This window comes from Nocardiopsis yanglingensis, from assembly GCF_045809185.1.
GTDB lineage: Bacteria > Pseudomonadota > Gammaproteobacteria > Xanthomonadales > Xanthomonadaceae > Stenotrophomonas > Stenotrophomonas yanglingensis.
The window spans coordinates 1-19,822 of the sequence record NZ_JBJNRH010000008.1 but is presented as its reverse complement, the minus strand read 5'-3'; the positions used below and the strand labels follow the sequence as shown (position 1 = coordinate 19,822).

Annotated in this window: 13 protein-coding genes; 8 read left to right on the top strand and 5 right to left on the bottom strand. The window is 66.2% G+C overall.

What is annotated here, in order from left to right; genetic code table 11:
- Window positions 1-34: 34 nt before the first annotated feature.
- A complete protein-coding gene (locus ACJ7C5_RS12235; RefSeq protein ID WP_412704047.1) occupies window positions 35-2,536 on the top strand; it encodes a heavy metal translocating P-type ATPase in 2,502 nt (833 codons plus the stop codon).
- 11 nt (window positions 2,537-2,547) lie between these two features.
- Window positions 2,548-3,003, top strand: coding sequence for a Cu(I)-responsive transcriptional regulator (gene cueR, locus ACJ7C5_RS12230; RefSeq protein ID WP_094001922.1), 456 nt, complete (start codon window positions 2,548-2,550; stop codon window positions 3,001-3,003).
- A 78-nt stretch (window positions 3,004-3,081) separates the two neighbouring features.
- On the opposite strand, the gene ACJ7C5_RS12225 is transcribed toward cueR, so the two are convergent.
- Complete coding sequence (locus ACJ7C5_RS12225) at window positions 3,082-3,276, bottom strand: heavy-metal-associated domain-containing protein (protein ID WP_097048015.1); 195 nt, start codon at window positions 3,274-3,276, stop codon at window positions 3,082-3,084.
- Window positions 3,277-3,476: 200 nt separating this feature from the next.
- Window positions 3,477-6,548: a TonB-dependent receptor gene (locus ACJ7C5_RS12220; RefSeq protein ID WP_412704046.1), complete on the bottom strand. Its 3,072-nt coding sequence runs from the start codon at window positions 6,546-6,548 to the stop codon at window positions 3,477-3,479.
- Window positions 6,549-7,601: 1,053 nt separating this feature from the next.
- Between ACJ7C5_RS12220 and ACJ7C5_RS12215 the strand changes: the two genes are divergently transcribed.
- The 6 genes from ACJ7C5_RS12215 to ACJ7C5_RS12190 all read left to right on the top strand — a co-directional run bounded on the left by ACJ7C5_RS12215 (window position 7,602) and on the right by ACJ7C5_RS12190 (window position 17,599).
- Window positions 7,602-10,067, top strand: a complete 2,466-nt coding sequence (locus ACJ7C5_RS12215; protein ID WP_412704045.1) for a GH92 family glycosyl hydrolase — start codon at window positions 7,602-7,604, stop codon at window positions 10,065-10,067.
- Window positions 10,068-10,163: 96 nt separating this feature from the next.
- Window positions 10,164-11,213, top strand: coding sequence for a LacI family DNA-binding transcriptional regulator (locus ACJ7C5_RS12210; protein ID WP_412704044.1), 1,050 nt, complete (start codon window positions 10,164-10,166; stop codon window positions 11,211-11,213).
- Window positions 11,214-11,273: 60 nt separating this feature from the next.
- Window positions 11,274-12,587 (top strand): L-fucose:H+ symporter permease, encoded by a 1,314-nt coding sequence (gene fucP / locus ACJ7C5_RS12205; protein WP_094001925.1) that lies wholly within the window; start codon window positions 11,274-11,276, stop codon window positions 12,585-12,587.
- A 7-nt stretch (window positions 12,588-12,594) separates the two neighbouring features.
- Window positions 12,595-13,590 (top strand): carbohydrate kinase family protein, encoded by a 996-nt coding sequence (locus ACJ7C5_RS12200; protein WP_412704043.1) that lies wholly within the window; start codon window positions 12,595-12,597, stop codon window positions 13,588-13,590.
- The gene (locus ACJ7C5_RS12195; protein WP_412704042.1) at window positions 13,587-14,813 is read left to right on the top strand and encodes an AGE family epimerase/isomerase; all 1,227 of its coding nucleotides are present in this window, start codon (window positions 13,587-13,589) and stop codon (window positions 14,811-14,813) included. The genes ACJ7C5_RS12200 and ACJ7C5_RS12195 overlap by 4 nt, the downstream gene beginning before the upstream one ends.
- Before the next feature lie 167 nt (window positions 14,814-14,980).
- Complete coding sequence (locus tag ACJ7C5_RS12190; protein ID WP_412704041.1) at window positions 14,981-17,599, top strand: beta-mannosidase; 2,619 nt, start codon at window positions 14,981-14,983, stop codon at window positions 17,597-17,599.
- Window positions 17,600-17,726: 127 nt separating this feature from the next.
- Here the strand turns inward: ACJ7C5_RS12190 and mtnC are convergent, their stop codons facing one another.
- The 3 genes from mtnC to ACJ7C5_RS12175 all read right to left on the bottom strand — a co-directional run bounded on the left by mtnC (window position 17,727) and on the right by ACJ7C5_RS12175 (window position 19,712).
- On the bottom strand, window positions 17,727-18,422 hold the full coding sequence (gene mtnC / locus ACJ7C5_RS12185) for an acireductone synthase (RefSeq protein WP_197619620.1): 696 nt from the start codon (window positions 18,420-18,422) through the stop codon (window positions 17,727-17,729).
- 3 nt (window positions 18,423-18,425) lie between these two features.
- Complete coding sequence (locus ACJ7C5_RS12180; RefSeq protein WP_412704040.1) at window positions 18,426-18,983, bottom strand: 1,2-dihydroxy-3-keto-5-methylthiopentene dioxygenase; 558 nt, start codon at window positions 18,981-18,983, stop codon at window positions 18,426-18,428.
- Between the two features lie 87 nt (window positions 18,984-19,070).
- A complete protein-coding gene (locus ACJ7C5_RS12175; protein ID WP_412704039.1) occupies window positions 19,071-19,712 on the bottom strand; it encodes a methylthioribulose 1-phosphate dehydratase in 642 nt (213 codons plus the stop codon).
- Window positions 19,713-19,822 lie beyond the last annotated feature (110 nt).

Here is a 19,822-nt window from a genome sequence, read left to right as displayed (position 1 = left end):
GTCCGCATCCAGAAGGAACCCCGGGAATCCGATCATGAGCACGCCCCGCGCCGCTGCTGTCTCCGCCAGTCCCTCCACCATCAGTCTGCCCATCGAGGGCATGACCTGCGCCAGCTGTGTCGGCCGGGTCGAGGCGGCGCTGTCCAAGGTCGAAGGTGTGGGCAGTGTTTCGGTCAATCTGGCCACCGAGCGCGCGGATATCCGCCCGTCCGGTCCGGTCGATCGGGCTGCGCTGATCCAGGCGGTGGAGCGGGTGGGCTACGACGTGCCCGCCGCCACCGTTGAACTGGCCGTGGAAGGCATGACGTGCGCCTCCTGCGTGGGCCGCGTGGAGCGCGCGCTGCTGGCGGTGCCAGGCGTGAGCCAGGCCAGCGTGAACCTGGCGACGGAGCGTGCGACCGTGCGCGGCGTGGCGGGCGTTGACGCGCTGGTGGCGGCCATCGACAAGGTCGGCTACGCCGCACACCTGATCGAGGCCGGCGTGCAGTCCGATGACGAGGCCGCAGAAAAGAAGGATGCCGAGCGCGCTGAGCTGAAGCGCGACCTGATCGTGGCGACCGCGCTGGCGCTGCCGGTGTTCGTGCTGGAGATGGGCTCGCACCTGATTCCCGGCATGCACGAATGGGTGATGGCCACCATCGGCATGCAGGCCAGCTGGTACCTGCAGTTCGTGCTGACCCTCCTGGTGCTGGCCATTCCCGGCCGCCGTTTCTACCAGAAGGGCTTCCCGGCACTGCTGCGGCTGGCGCCGGACATGAACTCACTGGTGGCAGTGGGCACCGCCGCCGCGTTCGGTTATTCGGTGGTGGCGACCTTTGCACCGCGGCTGCTGCCGCCGGGCACGGTGAACGTCTACTACGAAGCGGCAGCGGTCATCGTCGCACTGATCCTGCTCGGCCGTTTCCTTGAAGCGCGCGCCAAGGGCCGTACCTCCGAGGCGATCAAGCGTCTGGTCAACCTGCAGGCCAAGGTCGCTCATGTGATCCGTGACGGCCGCACCGTCGATATCCCGGTCAATGAAGTGCAGAGCGGCGACGTGGTGGAAGTGCGCCCGGGCGAGCGCGTGCCGGTCGATGGCGAGGTGATCGAGGGCCGCAGCTATATCGACGAGTCGATGATCAGCGGCGAGCCGATTCCGGTCGAGAAGCAGCCGGGCAGCAGCGTGGTCGGCGGCACGGTCAACCAGAAGGGCGCGCTGACCGTGCGTGCCACGGCGGTGGGCGCGCAGACCATGCTGGCGCAGATCATCCGCATGGTCGAACAGGCCCAGGGTTCCAAGCTGCCGATCCAGGCGGTGGTCGACAAGGTCACCCTGTGGTTCGTGCCGGCGGTGATGATGGCCGCACTGGCGACCTTTGCCGTCTGGCTGATCTTCGGCCCATCGCCGGCGCTGAGCTTCGCGCTGGTCAATGCGGTGGCGGTACTGATCATTGCCTGCCCGTGTGCAATGGGTCTGGCCACGCCGACGTCGATCATGGTCGGTACCGGCCGTGGCGCCGAGATGGGCGTGCTGTTCCGCAAGGGTGAAGCACTGCAGTTGCTCAAGGACGCGCAGGTGGTGGCGGTGGACAAGACCGGCACGCTGACCGAAGGCCGCCCGCGCCTGACCGACCTGGAGATCGCCGACGGCTTTGATCGCGCCACGGTGCTGGCTGCGGTCGCCACCGTGGAATCACGTTCGGAGCATCCGATCGCCCGTGCCATTGTCGATGCAGCCACCGAGCAGGGCCTCGCGCTTCCGTCGATGATGGATTTCGAGTCGGTCACCGGCATGGGCGTGCGCGCCAGCGTAAAGGGCGCACGGGTAGAGGTCGGTGCCGATCGTTTCATGCGCGATCTTGGCGTGGATATCGCCGCGTTTGCGACGCTGGCGGCCGAACTCGGCACCCAGGGCAAGTCACCGCTGTATGCCTCCATTGACGGTCGCCTGGCCGCAATCATCGCGGTGTCCGATCCGATCAAGCCGAGTACACCGGCGGCGATCGCGGCGCTGCACCAGCTGGGCCTGAAGGTGGCGATGATCACCGGTGACAATGCCGGCACCGCGCAGGCGATCGCACGCCAGCTCGGCATCGATGAAGTGGTGGCCGAGGTGCTGCCGGAAGGCAAGGTCGAAGTGGTGCGCCGCCTGAAGGCCACGCATGGCCACGTCGCCTTCGTTGGTGACGGCATCAACGATGCGCCGGCACTGGCCGAGGCCGATGTCGGCCTGGCCATCGGCACCGGCACCGATATCGCGGTGGAGTCGGCCGATGTGGTGCTGATGTCGGGCAACCTGCAGGGCGTGCCGAATGCCATCGCGCTGTCGAAGGCAACGCTGGGCAACATCCGGCAGAACCTGTTCTGGGCCTTCGCCTACAACACCGCGTTGATTCCGGTAGCGGCCGGCGTGCTGTACCCGGTCTGGGGCGTGCTGTTGTCGCCGGTATTTGCTGCCGGTGCGATGGCGCTGTCCAGCGTGTTCGTGCTGGGCAACGCGCTGCGCCTGCGCCGCTTCCAGCCGCCGATGGCGGAAGCCCCCGCTGCGACCCATTGAAGGAGAACCGCATGAACATCGGTGAAGCCGCCAAGGCCTCCAGCGTGTCGGCGAAAATGATCCGCTACTACGAACAGATCGGCCTGATTCCTGCGGCTGATCGCACCGAGTCGGGCTACCGGGCGTACTCGCAGGCGGACATCCACCGCCTGCGCTTCATCCGTCGCGCGCGCGATCTCGGCTTCCAGGTGGCCGAGATCACCGATCTGCTGGGCCTGTGGAACGACACCTCGCGCCACAGCGCCGACGTCAAGCACCTGGCCGAACAGCACATCGCCGATCTGGAACAGCGCATCGAGCACATGCGGCAGATGGCCGACACGTTGAAGTCACTGATCAGCTGCTGCGCGGGCGATGAGCGCCCGGAATGCCCGATCCTGGAGCGATTGGGCGAAGACGATGAGGCTCCGGTGCCGGTCGTTGCCGCGAAGACCGGCGCGGTGCGGCGGCGCGCGCAGAAGCATTGAATCGATATCGCACGCACTAAAAAGCCCGCCCTGTGACAGCGCACGGGGCGGGCTTCGTTGTGGACGCGGGGCAGGGGATCAGACGGTACGCGGCGGGAAACCGGCATCGTTTACCGCGGCGAACACCTGTTCCTGCGTCGCGGTGGTCTGCACCTTGACCAGGCCGGTCGGCGGATCGGCCACCACGCTGGCGTTCGGATCGATCTGCTGGATCGCGCGGGTCACGCTGCGCGCGCAACCACCGCAGGTCATGCCGTCGACATGGAATTCCATCTGTAGCTCCTTCGATGCTTTTGGGGTGGAGCCAGTGTGCACCTTCCAACGATGGCAGGGTCAAGCGCAGGGCTGAACCGAAGAAAAAGCACCAATAAAAACGGCAGCCACCTGTACCAGCGCGGCTGCCGTGGAGGAACGTCCCCGCCGGGGCGGGGCGTGGGTTGCGCCGGGGGCGGGCCCGGGCAACCCATGGTGCCTTAGAACTTCCAGGTGGCGCCGAAGTACAGCTGACGGCCTGCATAGGTGTTGGAGATCAGGCGGGCCTTGGTGTCATTGCCCAGGTGCACGCGCTGCTCGGACTTGGTGACATTGATCACCGAGGCGGTCAGCGTCCAGTCCGGGGTCAGGTTGTAGGCCACGTTCAGATCCAGCTGGTCATACGGCTCGGTGTAGACCGTCATGCCATTGTTGAGCCCACCGACCACCTGGCCGCGACGGTTGAACGAGGCGCGCGCAAGGAACTTCTCGTTCTCGTAGAACACCGTCACGTTGGCCTGGTTCTTGGCGCTGCCGACCAGCGGCGAGGAGCCGATTTCCTGGCCGTCCAGAACGATGGACGCCAGATTGGTGTCGTTGTAGGTGTAGTTGGCCTGCACGCCGAAGCCGAAATCGAAGGTGTACTGGCCATACAGCTCCACGCCCTGCGACACACCATCGCGGCCATTGGCCTGGGTCTGGTAGCGCTGCACGTTCACCGCTTCACCGTTGATGACCATCGGCGTGTCGCGCACCACCGGCAGGGTGAAGTTGTCCACGTTCTTGCGGAACAGGCCGACGCCGGCGACCGCACCCGGCTGGAAATACCACTCCAGGCCAAGGTCGAACTGGGTGGCCTTGAACGGTTCCAGCTGCTTGTTGCTGCCCTGGCCAAGCCAGCCTGCGGTCGAAGCGCCGCCGGCAACGCGGCGATCATTGACGTACTCGTCGCTGTAGTAGCTCAGTGCGCCCGGTGCTGCGATGTCGGTGTAGCCGGGGCGGGCGATCACCTTCGATGCGGCGCCACGCAGCACCAGCGTGTCGGTGATGTCCCAGGCGATATTGAAGCTCGGCAGCATGTCGGTGTACGTACGGTCCACGCCGATCAGGCTGTAGGTCTTGCTCTGTGCCAGGTCGTGAGGCAGGCGAACGAAGCCGCTCTCGCAGCTGTAGGTCGGGTAGGCCGCGGCAGCTGGATCGGTACACGCCATCGGCGCGCCGGACGCGTTGTCCAGGAAGTAGTCGTTGAACTTCTCGATCGAGTCGGAGGACTGCGCGAACTGCTTGGTGCGCACCACGCGCACGCCGACGTTGCCGCGCAGACGCTCGGTGCGGAAGTTGGCCTGGAAGTAGCCCGAGTAGATCTTCTCGTTGACGTTGTAGACGAAGTCTTCCTCGGTGCGGTTGTGCGAACCGCCGTAGGTCTTGTTCAGGTAGTCGATGTAGGCCGGGTAGTTGATGCCAGGGAATACGTTGGCATTGAAGCCGCCGGCAATGTTGCTGATCGGATTGGACAGGAAGAAGCCCGGCTGCGCGTCGCCGGCAGTCGGATCGCAGCCACTCTGGTAGCGGCTGTTGTCATAGTCGGCCGGGTCGCGGCCGGGGCACACCCAGTAGGTGTTGCCGGTGTTGCGGTGGACCTTGCCATCGCGGTACTTGGCACCGAACTGGATCGAGTCCAGCCAGCCCGATTCAAACAGCTTGGTGACGTCGGCCTGGAAATAGTTCTGCTTGACCTCGGTGCGCTTCCACGACGAATCGGTCGAGCCGGTGTCGACTTCGGCGATGCCGTTCATCAGCTGCTGCTGCAGGTCGGGCGAGAAGGTGGCCGAGGGCGTGCCGGTCAGATCCCAGGCGCTGTAAAGATTGCCCGACAGGTAATCGTTGCCGACCTTGCGGCGCGGCTTGGCCGACATCCGGAAGTTCATCGACGGACCACCTTCGGACCAGGTGCGGCCGCCGGTGAACGAGGCCTTCCACAGCGGGCTGATATCCCAGTCGATGGTCAGGTCAGCGGTCTGAGACAGCGCCTTTTCCTTGCTGTAGCCACCGGTCAGCTGCGGCGTCGGAACGGTGCAGTCGTCCGGGCCCCAGCCGCCGGGCTGGAGGCCGGCAGCCTTGGCCTGGTCTTCGCTGCAGTAGTAGGTCTTTCCAGCCAGTTTTTCGAACTGGGCACCGGTGACGGTGTTGCCGCTGGGATCGAAATCCAGGCCGTTGAGCAGGCGGCCGCCGGCCCAGTTCCCGTCGCCGTTGAAGCGCGCCATGCTCCATTCCGGAATCTTCAGCATGTTCTGGGTGTAGTCACCCTGCAGCTCGAAGCGGAAGTAATTGGCCGTCATCGTGACGTTGTCGACCGGCTTGAACTGGAAGGTCAGCTGGCCGCCCTTGCGCTCGCGCTTTTCTTCCTTGACCGCGAAGTTGACCGAGGTCGGCATGAAGAAATCGCTGTAGTTGCCGCCGGTCTGGTTGTTGAAGCCGGACTTGCCCCACCAGTAGTGGATGCCATCCTGCGCCTGCACGTTGCCATAGGCATCGCGCGCCTTGCCGGCGCCATACCACTGGTAGTCCTCGGTGCTGGCTTCCATGGTGCGGGTGGTGCGCTTCTGCTGCGTCACGCCGACCAGTACGCCGAAACGCTCGTCCTTGCTGTGCCACGAATACAGTGCCGAGGCCTGCGGGTCGATATCGTGGTGGGTATCGGAGGAGGTGCCCTCAAGCGTGACGAATCCCGAGTTGGACTCCATGTCCAGCGGACGACGGGTGTGCAGGATGACCGTGCCGCCGATGCCGCCTTCGTCGATGCGTGCTTCCGGCGACTTGAACAGCTCTGCGCTGGACAGCATGTTCGACGGCAGCAGCGTGTAGTTGAACGACCGGGTGGCTTCGTCGTTGGTTTCCGACGTGGCCACGTAGTTGCCATTCAACTGGGTCAGGGTCAGGTCTGGTGCCAGGCCGCGCACGCTGACGGTCTTGCCTTCACCGCCGCTGCGGGTGATGACTACGCCGGGCACGCGCTGCAGTGCGTCGGCGACGTTCTTGTCGGGGAACTTGCCGACGTCTTCGGCGGTGATCACTTCGACCACTGCATTGGCGTCGCGCTTCTGCTCAAGGCTCTTTTCAATGGCGTAGCGGTAGCCGGTGACCTGGACGCTGTCCAGGTTGGTGGCCTCCTGCGAGCCGGTGGAGGTGGCCTGCTGCGCGGCGGCGCCAGCCGGAATGACGGCGGCGGCCAAGGCCAGCGCGATGGCCAACGCCAGTGCGTCATGACCATGCGTACGTGTTGAATGCTTCATTCCCATCTCTCCCTCTCTCCTGGATTGATCCGGTGACGTGGCACGGACAACTTGAATCGATCTAATTTGAAGTGACATTGTCGCTATTGCCATGCAGTGGCAGTAGCACCGTGCGCGTGGCCTGGTACGTCCTGTTGCTGCTCCCCCAACTCCCGGCCATCGCAGTGTCGCTCTTGGATCGATCTAAGCGATGGGCGGGCGTTTTTTAGCATGGGTCGCCCGCGGGCGCATGCTGCTCCGCAATATGGTACTGGCGTGGCGAAGGGATGACGGTTTGCTGAAATCAGTGAAATCGTTTTCGTGCGCAGGGGAGGGTGGGCCGGCAGGGCTGCGCCCTGCACCTGCTGTGAGCCAGGGCAACAGCTGGAGCTAAAGCCAAGGCCAAAGCCAAAGCCAAAGCCAAAGCGGCTCTGGGTTGTCTGTGTGTTGGGCGGGGCGGTGTCGGATTGCGGGGACGCCGTAAACCCCCAGACCGGCCCAGCCGCTAGCGGCTGTGCGTTCGGGCGCTTGCGAAGCAGTGCTTCGCAAGCAAAGCGCCCTCACCCCTGGGGGCTCGATGGTGCCTTGCGCGTGTGTGCGCTGTCCTGCGCACACGGCAAGACCGGGGTTGGGCGTCCTGCCCAACCCGCCCGAGGCATGCCTCGGGCCCATGGCGCCAACGGTCCTGCCAGCCCACACCGCCCCACCCCCGACAGTTTCCCGGTGACGGTTGGATGGGTCCTGGAATCACGCGGGGTCATGGGGTCAGATCCGTTTCCCTTTGGAAAACGGACCCACCCCGACTCCCCACAGGAAACCGGCTTTTGCTGTTGCTTCGGCTTCGGCTTCGGCAGGTGCAGGGCGCAGCCCTGCCGAACACCCCCTCTCATGCTGCGCCGCAGAATGCATTCGGCTGAACCTGCATGCTCTACTTGAATCGATCTAAATCCACGGTCTGGTGGGTCGGGCGTCATTCCAGGGGGAGTTCTCTGCCAGTCGAGGCAGGGGCTCAGCGGAACGGTGCCGGACGGCCCCGGCCGTCTGCCTCCGCGTCATCGACTACAGGAACCCGACATGCGTCCAGTGCCGTCCGCTCCCGCCGTCCCAGTGTCCTCGCGCCCGCTGGCGCGCCTGGCCTGCCTGCTCGCACTTTCGGCGTCGCCGATGCTGCTGCAGGCCGCGCCGGCTGCGCTGGAGCGCGAGGTCAACACCTTCATCGGCAGCAAGGACGACGGCAACACGTTCCCGGGCGCGTCGGCACCGTTCGGTCTGATCCAGGTCAGCCCGATCGGCAGCCACTACTCGGGCTGGCGCTATGACGACGACAAGATCCGCGGCTTTGGCCACTCCTTCATCTCCGGCGCCGGCTGCTGGGAGCAGGGCGGTCAGGTGTCGGTGCTGCCGGTGACCGGGTCGATCGGTCCGGGCGGCGATTTCGATACCGGCAACGCCAAACAGTTCGACCACAAGGCGTACGCCGCGTCGTACACCCATGACGGCGAGATCGGCCAGGCCGGCTATTACAAAGTGCGCCTGACCAGCTACGGCGGCATCGATGCCGAGACCACCGCGCGTACGCGCGCCGCAGCCGAGCGCTACACCTTCAGTCAGCGCCAGGGCGATGGTCACGTGCTGGTCAATGTCGGCCAGGCGAACGAGCGCCACTCGGTGATCGGCAGCGTGGTTGATGTGGTCGGCGACCGCGTGGTGGAAGGCAAGCTGGTCACCAAGAGTTTCTGCGGCGGCCATCAGTACACCACCTGGTTCCGCATCGAGTTCGACCGCCCGTTCAAGGCACACGGTACCTGGGGCGAAGGCGGTGGCCTGCCGGGTGCGCGCCACAGTATGGAAGGCGAGCAGAAGCCGAACGGTGCCTGGCTCAGCTTCGACCTGGCCAAGGGCCAGTCGGTGACGGCGGTCAGCGCGATCTCGCATGTGGATGCCGAAGGCGCGCGCATCAATCTGCGCGCAGACGGCATGCAGGGTGGGGCGCTGCTCGGTTTCGACCGCATGCGCGCACTGTCCCAGCAGTCGTGGCGTGAGCAGCTGGGGCGGGTGCGTGTGCAGGGCGGTACGTCCGATGACCGCACCGTGTTCTACAGCGCGGCCTACCACGCGCTGCTGCAGCCGATGACCGGCAACGACGCCGACGGGCGCTACCGCGGCTATGACGATGGTATCCATCGCGCCGATGGCTGGACCTATTACGAGTACTTCTCGTTGTGGGATACCTACCGCGCGCAGAACCAGTGGCTGGCACTGACCCGCCCGGACGTGGCGCGTGACATCGGCCGCACCCTGCTGGCGATCGACGAGCAGGGCGGTTGGCTGCCGCGCTGGGGCTATGCCAACTTCGAGACCAACATCATGACCGGCGATCCGGTCACGCCGTTCATGGTCGACCTGTGGCGCTTCGGTGCGCTCAAGGGCCGTGAATCGCAGGCGTGGGATGCGCTGCGCCGCAACGCGTTCGGTACACCGCCGCTGAACTCGCGCATGGCCGGCCGTTCCGGCAACCCGACCTACCTGGACAAGGGCTACGTGGTCTACGACCGCGCATTCCCGTCCAAGGGCATGGACGTCGATCCGCACCACGGCGGTTCGGCCACCTTTGAATACGCGCTGGCCGATTGCGCGCTTTCGCAGATGGCCGATGGCCTCGGCCACGCGCAGGACGCGGCGACGCTGCGTGAGCGCGGCCGCAACTGGCGCAAGGTGTGGGACCCGCAGGTGCGCGACGCCGAGACCGGCTTCACCGGCTTCCCGCGTCCGCGTACCGAGGACGGCCAGTGGTACACGCCGGCCGATGGCCACTACAGCCCGCGCTCGCACCATGGTTTCCATGAAGGCACGGCGTGGCAGTACCAGTGGCTGGCGCAGCAGGACGTACCGGGGCTGGTCGAAGCGATGGATGGCCGCGAACAGGCCGGTCGCCGCCTCGATGCGTTCTTCGCGATGGACGCGCTGCAGGCCGATCCGCTCAATGCCGCCCGCAAGGAGTGGGTGGTCGGGCCGTACAGCTACTACAACCAGTTCCGCTACAACCCGAACAACGAGCCGGACCTGCACTCGCCGTGGCTGTACACGCTGATCGGCCAGCCGTGGAAGACTGCCGCCGTGGTGCGTGCCGCGCAGCAGTTGTTCACCAATGCCCCGAATGGCGTGACCGGCAACGATGACCTCGGCACGATGTCGGCCTGGTACCTGTTCAGTGCCATCGGTGTGTATCCGGCGGTGCCGGGCAGCGGCCAGTTCCTGCTGCATACCCCGCGTTTCAGCAAGGTGGAAGTGGACATGGGCAACGGCCGCACCCTGCGCATCGACGCGCCGGGTGCCGATGGCCGTCGCCTGCAGTACGTGCAGGGTGTGAAGGTCGATGGCCAGGTGCATGCGCCGGTGTGGCTGGACTGGAACCGGCTGCAGCAGGGCCCGCGCCTGCAGTTCGCGCTCGATGCGAAGGCGCCGGAGCAGGGCTGGGGCACGGCGGTGAAGGACCTGCCGGTATCCTGGTGCGCGGCACCGGGCAGCCAGCTGCGCTGAGACGGACTGTGCCGTTCGCGGTGACCCAGCGAACGGCACGGCACGACAGGGCCCTGATCCATTAGGCTTGAGCATCCAGCGGAGTCCGGGAAGACGATGAACGACAACGGCAGCAGTCCCAGCAAACGCGCCGGCAAGGCGGTGACGGTGACCGACATCGCGCGTGCCATCGGCGTGTCACGGGCAACCGTGTCGCTGGTGCTGCGCGGCAGCCCGCTGGTCAACGTCGATACCCGCGCCAAGGTCGAGGCCGAACTGCGCCGCCAGCGCTATGTCTACAACCGCGCGGCGGCCAACCTGCGTCGCCGTACCTCGTCGAGCATCGCGCTGGTGATCAACGATCTGTCCAACCCGTTCTTCGCCGAATTTGCTTCGGGCGTGGACGAGGCGCTGGGCGGACGCGGTTACGTGACCCTGCTGGGCAGCACGGGTGAATCGCCGGAGCGCCAGCAGGCGGTGCTGTCCACTCTGATGGAGCACACCCCGGCCGGCTTGATCCTGTCGCCGGCCGAAGGCAGCGACACCACGCTGCTGCGGCAGGCGCTGGGTGCCAACGCCAACGTGCTGCTGTTCAACCGCGAACTGGAAGGGGCCGACTGGGACTTCCTGACCCTGGACAACCAGCACGGTGCCTATCTGGCCACGCGCCACCTGATCGAGCGCGGCCATCGCCAGATCGCCTTCTTCGGTGGCCATGCCGCGTCCAGTTCGTGCCACCAGCGCCGCGCCGGTTTCCAGCAGGCGCTGGCCGAGGCCGGTCTGTCGCTGCCGCCGGGCTGGATGATCGAGTCGGCACCGAACCGTCTGGAAGCCGCGGCGCGCACCGATGAGCTGTTTGCCGATGGCCATCGTCCGAGTGCGGCGGTCTGCTACAACGACACCGTCGCGCTGGGCCTGATGCTGGGCTTGAATTCGCGTGGCATCCGTCCGGGCGGTGACTTTGCCGTTACCGGTTTCGATGATATTTCCGAGGCGTCGGTCGCGGTGCCGCCGCTGACCACGCTCACCGCCGATCCGCGCGAGCGGGGCAGGCAAGCTGCCGCGCTGCTGCTGCAACGATTGGACGAACCGGATGCGCCGCCACGGCGCACGGTCGCGCCGGTGCAGTTGCGCATCCGCGAAAGCAGTGCCGCACGACCGAACTGATTTCTTCCATACACCCCTTCCACGCAACAACGACCTTCCGCGCATCGAGGCGCGTACCGCATGCCGATCTCCGCAACGCCCCGTCCATCGGGTTCTTCGGGCAACGCACCCGCCGTCACCAACGGCAAGGCGCTGGCTGTCGTCACCACGATCTTCTTCATGTGGGGCTTCCTGACCTGCCTCAATGACATCCTGATCCCGCACCTGAAGGCGGTATTCGAGCTGAACTACGCCAAGGCGATGCTGGTGCAGTTCACCTTCTTCGGCACCTATTTCCTGATGTCGCTGCCGGCAGGTCGCCTGGTCGCGGCGCTGGGCTACAAGAAGGGCATCGTGGCCGGACTGGTGATTGCCGGTATCGGTGCGTTGGGCTTCTGGCCGGCGGCCGAGCTGCGCGTGTATGGCGCCTTCCTCGGCGCATTGTTCGTGCTGGCCACGGGCATTACCGTGCTGCAGGTCGCTGCGAACCCCTACGTCGCACTGCTGGGCCCGGAGCAGACCAGCTCCAGCCGCTTGACCCTGGCGCAGGCGCTGAACTCGCTGGGCACGGCCATTGCGCCGATCTTCGGCGGCATGCTGATCCTGTCCAACACGGTCAAGAGCGCCGATGAACTGAGCGCGCTGCCGGCCGCCGAACAGCTGGCCTACCGCGCCGCTGAGGCGCAGGCCGTGCAGGGCCCGTACGTGGGTTTGGCGGTGGCGCTGGTGCTGCTGGCGCTGTTCGTGTTCCTGTTCCGTCTGCCGGCGCTGAGCGACGCCACCGAGCAGGCCGACCAGGGCCATCACCACAGCTACCTGGACGCGCTGCGCAAGCGCCACCTGCTGCTGGGTGTGCTGGGCATCTTCTTCTACGTTGGCGCCGAAGTATCGATCGGCAGCTTCCTGGTCAACTACCTGTCGATGCCGAGCATCGGCGGCTTCAGCGAGCAGGAAGCCACCCACTACGTGTCGGCCTACTGGACGATGGCGATGATCGGCCGCTTCGCGGGCTCGGCGCTGCTGGCGCGCTTCTCGCCCAGCCGCCTGCTGGCGATCTTCGCGCTGGTCAACGTGGGGCTGCTGGCCACGACCATGCTGAGCTCCGGCAGCGTTGCGCTGTACTCGGTGGTGGCGATCGGCCTGTTCAACTCGATCATGTTCCCGACCATCTTCGCGCTGAGCATCGAGCGCCTTGGCCCGTTGACCAACAAGGGCTCCAGCCTGCTGATCATGGCCATCGTCGGCGGCGCCGTGGTGCCGTACCTGCAGGGCGTGCTGGCCGACCACATCGGTGTGCAGGCGAGCTTCATCCTGCCGTTGCTGTGCTACGGCTACATCATTTTCTACGGACTGGTCGGTGCGCGTACGCCGGCCTCCGCAACGCAGGGAGGCTGAGTCCGGAATGGGTGCCATCGTTTGCTTCGGCGAAATTTTGATCGATCTACTAGCACAGTCGCCGGCCTCGGCCGATACGCCGCGCGCGTTCCTGCAGTACGCCGGCGGTGCGCCGGCGAACGTCGCCGTGGCGGCAGCGCGGCTGGGTGCGAAGACCCAGTTCGTCGGCATGCTGGGCCGGGACATGTTCGGTGACTTCCTCGCCGACAGCCTGGTCGAGCATGGCGTGGGCACGGATTACATCGTGCGCACCGACGCGGCCAAGACCGCGCTGGCCTTCGTCGCGCTGGATGCCAGCGGCGAGCGCAGTTTCAGTTTCTACCGCCCGCCGGCGGCTGACCTGTTGTTCCGTGACAGCGACTTCCAGGCAGCGTGCCTGGACCGTGCGCAGTGCTTCCACGTCTGCTCCAACAGCCTGACCGAGCCGGCCATCGCCGAAGCGACCTTCGCCGGCATGGATCGTGCGCGTGCGGCCGGCGCGGTGGTCAGCCTCGATCTGAACCTGCGTCCGGCCCTGTGGCCGGCGAACGAGGATCCGACGCCACGCCTGTGGCAGGCGCTGGAACGTGCCGACCTGGTCAAGCTGTCGCGCGAGGAACTGGACTACCTGGCAGCACCGCTCGGCGATGACGGCGAGGCGCTGGTGCTGCGTCGCCTGTTGGCCGCGCAGGCGCGCTGGGTGATCGTCACCGATGGCGCGGCCACGCTGCACTGGTACACCCGCGACAACCACGGCACGGTGACCAGTTTCCGCGTGGCCACGGTCGATACCACGGCCGCCGGCGATGCCTTCGTCGGTGGCGTGCTGGTCGGCCTGCTGGAGCGGGGTGGGGCGGGCGCTGGTTTCGCTGCGTTCTGCCAGGACCCGGAGGCGATCACCGCCACGCTGCGCTTCGGTGCCGCCGTGGGTGCGCTGGCTGTTACCCGCAAGGGCGCGTTCGCCGCGATGCCCTCGCTCGATGAAGTGCAGCAGCTGCTGCAGGCACAGGACATTACTGCATGAGCACCTCGCCCGATTTCCGTTCGCCCGCGTTCCTGCGCGCGCACATCGCCGATACGATGGCGTTCTACCATCCGCGCTGCATCGATCCGAACGGCGGCTTCTTCCACTACTTCCGTGACGACGGCAGTATCTACGATGCCAGCCACCGCCACCTGGTGAGCAGTACCCGCTTTGTCTTCAACTATGCGATGGCCTACCGCGAGTTCGGCAATGCCGAGTACCGGGAGGCCGTCGAGCATGGCGTGCGCTACCTGCGCGAGGTGCACCGGAACCCGGCCACCGGCGGCTATGCCTGGACCCTGCGCGACGGCAAGGTCGAGGACGACATGAACCACTGCTACGGCGTGGCGTTCGTGCTGCTGGCCTACAGCTGCGCACTGAAGGCCGGCATCGAGCAGGCCCGCGACTGGATGGACGAGACCTGGCAGCTGCTGGAAGCACGCTTCTGGGAGCCGCAGCATGGCCTGTACAAGGACGAAGCCGATGGCCAGTGGAACTTCACCGGCTACCGCGGCCAGAACGCCAACATGCACATGTGCGAGGCGATGCTGGCGGCGTTCGAGGCCAGTGGCGAGCAGCGCTATGTCGAGCGCGCGCTGCAGCTGGCCGACAACATGACCCGCCGCCAGGCCGCCAAGGCCGGTGGCCTGGTCTGGGAGCATTACGATGTGAACTGGGAGATCGACTGGGACTACAACCTGGACGATCCCAAGCACCTGTTCCGGCCGTGGGGCTTCCAGCCCGGCCACCAGACCGAGTGGGCCAAGCTGCTGCTGATCCTCGATCGCCATGTGCAGGCCGATTGGCTGGTGCCGACCGCGCAGCACCTGTTCGACGTGGCCGTGGCGCGCAGCTGGGACGATGCCCGGGGCGGCCTGTACTACGGCTTCGCACCGGAATCGCGCCGGCAGCCGGGCATGGACGGCGCACCGATCGGTGGCGACAGCTTCGTCTGCGACGACGACAAGTACTTCTGGGTGCAGGCCGAAACGCTGGCGACCGCCGCACTGATGGCCAAGCGTACCGGCGACGACCGCTACTGGCAGTGGTATGACCGCTTCTGGGCGTACTCCTGGGAGCATTTCGTCGATCACCAGTACGGTGCCTGGTTCCGCATCCTCGATGCCGACAACCGCAAGTACAGCGACGAGAAGAGCCCGGCCGGCAAGGTGGATTACCACACCATGGGTGCGTGCTACGAAGTGTTGAACGTCGTGCGTTGAAGCGCGTAGCGCCGTACGCATGATGAATCGGAACCGGTAGCGCCGGGCCGCGCCGCGCCGCGCCTCGGTCCGGGCGCCGGGATGATGAACGCATCGCCATGCGCGCGGAGCCAGCCGCAGGCAATGGACACTCGCTTTGGCCTTCAGCAGAGAAACAGGAGCATCACGTGCATCGCATTTCCCTCGTTGTCCGTCTGCTCCTGCTGCTGGTTGCAGCCATCTCCTTCCCGTTGGCTGCAGCCCCGCTGCAGGCGCAGTGGGAATTCCGCATGCTGCCCGGCGACGCCCAGGGCGCCGCGCATCCGGGCCTGCAGCAATGGCGTGCGGCGAAGGTGCCGGGCAGCGTGCACACCGACCTGCTCGCTCACGGATTGATCCGTGATCCCTATGTCGGCGCACCCGAGGCCGAGCTGCAATGGATCGGCCTGGCTGAGTGGGAATACCGCGCCCGCTTCGACGTGGATGCCGCGACGCTGGCCAAGCCCAATGCCGAGCTGCGTTTCGACGGGCTGGATACCTACGCCGAGATCAGGCTCAACGGCAAGCCGCTGCTGCGCGCGGACAATGCGCACCGCAGCTGGCGTGCACGCGTGGAAGGGCGCCTGCGCGCGAGCGGCAATGAACTGCAGATCGTGTTCCGCTCAGCGATCCGCACGCTGCTGCCGGGCGTACAGGCGATGCCGCACAAGATTGCCGGTAACTATCCGTCGCCCTATGGGGATGAGCCCAAAGACGCGATGGTCGGCAACTTCGCGCGCAAGCCGGCCTATCACTTCGGCTGGGACTGGGGCCCGCGCTATGTCACCGCCGGCGTCTGGCGCGGGGTCGACCTGCAGGCCTGGGACGCGCACCGCCTGACCGATCTGGCCGTGCGTACCGATGCATTGAGTGCAGAGCAGGCGAGGCTGGCGGTGCTGCTGCAGGTGGAGCAGGGTGCTGCTGCGGGTTCGGCCTTGGTGAATGTGGATGTGCGTGATCCGGAAGGCCGCAACGTGGCCCAGGTGCAACGCACGGTGCTGCTGAAGCCCGGCCAGAACACGGTTGAACTGCCGGTTGAGCTGGCCACGCCGCGGCGCTGGTGGCCGGTGGGCCATGGTGCGCAGGACCGCTATACCGTGCAGGCGCGCCTGGACGGTGGCGCCGATGCAACGCTGGCGCGCGAGCAGCGCATCGGCCTGCGCACGGTTGAACTGCGCCGCGAGGAAGACGCCAAGGGCGGGCAGGGCTTCGCCTTCGTCATCAACGGTGTGGAGATCTTCGCCAAGGGCGCCAACGTCATTCCGTTCGATGCCTTCCCCGCACGTGTCGATGCCGCACGACTGCGCCAGGTGCTGACCGCCGCGCGCGACGCCAACATGAACATGCTGCGCAACTGGGGCGGCGGCTACTACGAGGACGATGCGTTCTTCGACATCGCCGATGAGCTGGGCCTGCTGGTCTGGCAGGACTTCATGTTCGGCGGCGGCATGCAGCCGGGCTACGATCCGGCCTTCCGTGCCAGCGTGGTGGCCGAGGCGCGCGACAACGTGCGCCGGCTGCGCCATCACCCCAGCATCGTGCTGTGGTGTGGCAACAACGAGGAAGAAACCGCCTGGAAGGACTGGGGGCACGGCCGCGACCTGAAGGCGGCCGACCCGGCATTTGCAGCGAAGGTCTGGCAGGGCTATGTCGACCTGTTCGGCAACGACCTGCGCCAGGTGGTGGGCGAGGAAGGGCTGGGCGTACCGTACTGGTCCAGCTCGCCCAGCAACGACCTTGACGAGAAGGCCAACGATTCCACCCGCGGCGACAAGCACTACTGGCAGGTCTGGGGCAATCCGGCGCTGCCGGTGCAGGCCTACCTGCGCGAGACGCCGCGCTTCATGTCCGAGTATGGTTTGCAGGCGTGGCCGTCGGTGGCAACGGTGGACCAGATCGCCACCCGTGCCGAGCAGCGCATCGACAGCCCGGTGATCCGCGCGCACCAGAAATTCATGGCCGGCGAGGGCAACAGCCGCCTGCTGCACTACATCGAACTGGGCTACGGCACGCCGAAAGACTTCGAGGACTTCGTCTACCTGAGCCAGGTGATGCAGGCCGATGGCATCGCGCTGGCGGCGCTGCACCATCGCGCCTCGCGGCCGTACACGATGGGTTCGCTCTACTGGCAGCTCAACGACGTCTGGCCAGGTGCTTCATGGTCCAGCGTGGATTACTTCGGCCGCTGGAAGGCGCTGCACTTCGCCGCGCGGCGCTTCTTTGCGCCGGTCACGCTGGCGGCATTGCGTGATGAGGGCAGCACGCGGGTGCGCCTGATCAATGATGGCGCCGCGCTGGATGCACGTTGGCGGTTGCGGGTGATGGATGTGGACGGCAAGGTGCTGCGTCGTCGCGAGGACGCGGTGACCCTGGCCGCTGCCGGTGTCACCTCGATCGGTGATTTCCGCGATGCCGAATTGTTGGCCGGTGCCGACCCGAAGCGCACGGTGGCGGTGTTCGAGCTGCTGCAGGATGGCAAAGTCAGTGCGCGCCAGGTGGTTGGTTTCGTCGAGGCGAAGGACCAGGTATTGCCGCGACAGAAGCTCAAGGCCAGCCTGTCCATTGAAGGCGACCACTATCGTCTGCGATTGGAAAGCGCGGCCTACGTGCGTTCGGCGTGGATCGACTTCGGTGCATTGGACGTGCAGGTGGAAGACAACCTGCTCGACCTGCTGCCCGGCGAAACCCGCGACATTGCGGTTCGCGGCCCGGTGGACCTGGCTGCCCTGCGCGAAGCGCTGAAGGTGAAGACCCTCAACGACCGTTGAGGGGTATCCCGCTTTGGTAGGTGCCAACCTTGGTTGGCACACCCGGGACAGGCCAACCAAGGTTGGCATCTACCAGAAGCGTGGCCCGGCCGCCCGGTGGGTGCGGACCGTTGGTCCGCGCACCTGTTTACAGCTGGATCTGCTGGAAATTCTCGACCCGCTCGTGGCCATTGGCGGCCTGGCCGGTGCGCGGCAGCGGGTAGTCGTCCAGGCGATCGATCAGGCGGGTCTGCAGGCCGGCGTCGCGGGCGGCATCCAGTTCTTCCACCACATCCGACAGGAACAAAATCTCGCCGGCCGGTACGCCGATGGCCTGCACGATGCGGCGGTAGCTGTCGGCCTCGCGCTTGCCGCCGATCTCAGTATCGAACCAGCCCGACACCAGCGGGCTGAGGTCACCGGCATCGCTGAAGCCGAAGAACAGCTTCTGCGCCGGCACCGAGCCGGAGGAGTACACGTAGAGCGGCAGGCCGGAGGCGTGCCAGCCCTTCAGCACCGGGGCCACTTCCGGGTAGAAGTGCGCGGTGTAGTCGCCGCGGCGGTAGCCTTCGTCCCAGATCAGGCCCTGCAGCGCCTTCAGTGCGGTGTGCTTGCGGTCCTGGTCGATCCAGCCCTGTAGTGTCTCGGCCACCAGGCTGTCCTGGCAGGCGCCGCCGATCTCGGTGGCCACCGCATCCAGCCAGCGGCGGACTTCCGGCTGCTGGCCGTGCTCGGCGACGAACGCGGGCAGCGCCTTGCGGGCATAGGGGAACAGCACGTTCTTGACGAACGAGATGCTGCTGGTGGTGCCTTCGATATCGGTCAGGATGACGCGGGGCTGCATGGATCAGGACGCCTGGGTAGGTACGTAACGGGGGAACTTCTGCGCGATGTCGGTGCCGGTGAAGTGGCCGACCCAGCCATCCGGCTCGGTGAAGAAGCGGATCGCCACGAAACTCGGCTCATCGCCCATGTCGAACCAATGGGTGGTGCCGTCGGGCACGGCGATCAGGTCATCCTTCACGCATTCGATCTCGTAGACCTTGTCGTCCACGTGCAGGGTGAACAGGCCGGAGCCGGCGACGAAGAAGCGCACCTCGTCTTCCTTGTGGAAGTGTTCGTCGAGGAACTTCTTGCGCAGTTCGGCGCGGTTCGGGTTATCCGGGGCGATCGAGGCCACGTCCACGCTCTTGAAGCCGCGCTCGGCAACCAGGCGGTCGATGTCGGCGCGGTAGGCAGCGAACACCTCATCCTGGCTGGCGCCCGGCGCGACCGGCGCAGCAGCCTGCCAGCGTTCGAAGGTGACGCCGATCTTCTGCAGTTCGGCAGCGATGACCGCGCCGTCCTGGGTATCCAGCAGCGGCGATTCGGGGCGGGTGTCGTCGTAGATGCGCAGTCGGCTCATGGCGGCAGCTTGAACGTCTCGGGGGGAAGACAGGGTAGCAGGGTGGGGACAGGGTGCAGATTCCAGATGGGAATCTGCATCCCTCGATCAGCCGCGCAGCTTGCGCAGCTCCAGCTCGCAATGCAGCAGGAACTCGAAGGCTTCCATGTGCCGGCGCGCTTCGGCCATGTCGCGGCCCCAGGCATACAGGCCGTGGCCGTCGATCAGGTAGCCCCACAGGGGCTGCGTATCGAGCAGGGCATCGACCTGGGCCGAAAGCACGTTCATGTCCTGGGTGTTGGCGAACACCGGAATGTCGATGGCCATTTCATGGGTGCTGTTGCCCGCGAAGGCCTTGAGCAGCTCGTAGCCTTCGACCCGGATGTGGCCCTGCGGCGCGTACAGGCGCGAGGCGATGGTCTGCACCGGCGAGTGGGTGTGCAGCACGCAGCCGATCTCCGGGAAGCGACGATACAGCTGGGTGTGCAGCAGCGTCTCGGCAGACGGGCGCAGCGGACGGCCGACGGCCTGGCCGTCGAAGTCCACCACCATGATGTCGTCCTCGATCAGGCGGCCCTTGTCCTTGCCGGAGACGGTGATCGCGGCGTGGCGGTCGTCCAGGCGGTGGGAGAAGTTGCTGCTGGTGGCCGGGGTCCAGCCGGCGTGGGCCAGTTCGCGGACGTTGTCGATCAGCAGCTGGGCCAGTTCGCTCAGGCGCGCGGTGTCGTACGGGAAGGTGGGGGCGTTCATGCGGGCGATTTTACTGGATTCGGCCAACGGCTGAGCCCCTCGTGGCTGTCTCGCCGGGCTGGATTTCTTGCTTTGGCCGGGCGGGTGGGCTGTGCAGGGGACGCCGTAGA